Here is a 2,020-nt window from a genome sequence, read left to right as displayed (position 1 = left end):
CATCCACCTCCACTGACGCCTCCACTGACGCCCCACCCCCGCGCCGATCTTGCACTCAGCGCCCCGGCATAAGGGGCGATCCGCCCGGCACGAGGGCCGAAAGTGCAAGATCGCGCGGAAGAGAGAGCGGGAGAGAGAGCGGGGTCAGCCGAAGCGGCCGGTGATGTAGTCCTCGGTCTTCTTCTGGGCCGGGTTGCTGAAGATCTTCTGGGTGTTGTCGTACTCGATCAGGCGGCCCGGGTCGCCGGTCTTCTCGATCGAGAAGAAGGCGGTCCGGTCCGACACCCGGGCGGCCTGCTGCATGTTGTGCGTGACGATGATGATCGTGAACTTGTCCTTGAGCTGGAACATCAGGTCCTCGATGGCCAGCGTCGAGATCGGGTCCAGCGCCGAGCACGGCTCGTCCATCAGCACGACCTGCGGCTCGACGGCGATGGTGCGGGCGATGCAGAGGCGCTGCTGCTGACCTCCGGACAGGCCCGCGCCGGGCTTGGCCAGGCGGTCCTTCACCTCGTCCCACAGGTTCGCCGAGCGCAGCGCCCGCTCGGCCGCCTCCTCCAGGATCGACTTGCGCCGGACGCCGTTGAGCCGCAGCCCCGCCACCACGTTCTCGAAGATGCTCATGGTGGGGAACGGGTTCGGCCGCTGGAAGACCATGCCGATCATGCGGCGGACCGCCGTGACGTCCACGTCGCGGTCGTAGATGTCCTGGTCGTCGATGGTCAGGCTGCCCTCGACCCGGGCGCCCGGCAGCACCTCGTGCATCCGGTTGATCGACCGCAGGAAGGTGGACTTGCCGCAGCCGGACGGCCCGATCAGGGCGGTGACCGTCTTCGGCTCGACGGTCAGGTTGATGTTCTCGATCGCCTTGAACCCGCCGTAGTAGGCGGTCACGTTCGTGGCTTCGATGCGCTTGGCCATGGTGGCGGTACCTCCGGGGTTCATCGGCCGAGCCGGTTGCGGCGGGACAGCAGCTTCGCCGCCACGGTGAGGACGAGGACGAGAGCGACCAGGGTCAGCGCCGCGGTCCACGCCCGTGCCGGCGAGTACTTCGACGCCTCTCCGGCCTGCTGGTAGACGAAGAGGGCCAGCGACGACTGGTTGTTCTCGAACGGGTTGAAGTTGATCGCCGCGCCGCCGCCGGCGACGAGCAGCACCGGCGCGGTCTCGCCGGCGGCCCGCGCGATGGCGAGCATGATGCCGGTGACGATGCCGGGCAGCGCGGTCGGCAGCACGACCCGCAGGATGGTCTTCCACTTCGGTACGCCCAGGGCGTACGCGCCCTCGCGCAGCGGCGCGGGCACCAGGCGGAGCATCTCCTCGGTGGAGCGGACCACTGTGGGCAGCATCAGCACGCTCAGCGCCAGCGCGGCGGCGAAGCCGGAGAAGCCGGGCCGCCCGTCGTTGAACCACGGCGAGACGATCAGCACCCAGAAGGCCAGCACGAACAGGCCGGTGACGATCGACGGGATGCCGGTCATGACGTCCACGAAGAAGCGGATGGTGAACGCGAACCGGCCCCGGCCGTACTCGACGATGTAGATCGCGCAGAGCACGCCGAGCGGCACCGTGATCAGCGTGGCGATGCCGACCTGCTGCAACGTGCCGACGATCGCGTGGTACGCGCCACCGTTGGCGTCCCGCGACCCGATGTTGTTCATCGAGGTGCCGAAGAAGTTCGCGTCCAGCCGCTCGGAGCCCTTGCTGACGAGCGTCCAGACCACCGACGCGAGCGGCAGCACGGCGAGCACGAACGCCGAGTGGATCAGCGCGCTCCAGGTCCGGTTGCGGGCCGACCGGCGGCCCTCCACCGCGTTCGCCGCGACGAAGAGACCGGCCAGGTAGAGCAACGCGCCGACCACCACGACCAGGACCGGGCCGCCGACGCCGGCGCCGTACACCAGGGCCGCCGCGAGCAGCAGCGCCGCGACGGCGATGACCGGAGCGGCGTACGCGGGAAGTCGCCTCGCCCGCAGCGTGGCCGGCTGGGCCGGCGGGCGCGGGCGGCGGGGGGTGAGGG

The 2,020-nt window shown here is 69.8% G+C and carries 2 protein-coding genes; both read right to left on the bottom strand.

The window, feature by feature from the left end; all coding sequences use genetic code 11:
• Window positions 1-144: 144 nt before the first annotated feature.
• Window positions 145-921, bottom strand: coding sequence for a phosphate ABC transporter ATP-binding protein PstB (pstB, locus tag EAD96_RS00335; RefSeq protein ID WP_120572908.1), 777 nt, complete (start codon window positions 919-921; stop codon window positions 145-147).
• Between the two features lie 20 nt (window positions 922-941).
• A partial coding sequence (gene pstA, locus EAD96_RS00330) for a phosphate ABC transporter permease PstA (RefSeq protein WP_233585312.1) occupies window positions 942-2,020 on the bottom strand: 1,079 nt, incomplete at its 5' end.

The organism is Micromonospora sp. BL1 (genome assembly GCF_003667485.1).
GTDB lineage: Bacteria > Actinomycetota > Actinomycetes > Mycobacteriales > Micromonosporaceae > Micromonospora > Micromonospora tulbaghiae.
The sequence above is the reverse complement of the archived record's forward strand: the minus strand, read 5'-3'. Positions and strand labels throughout refer to the sequence as shown.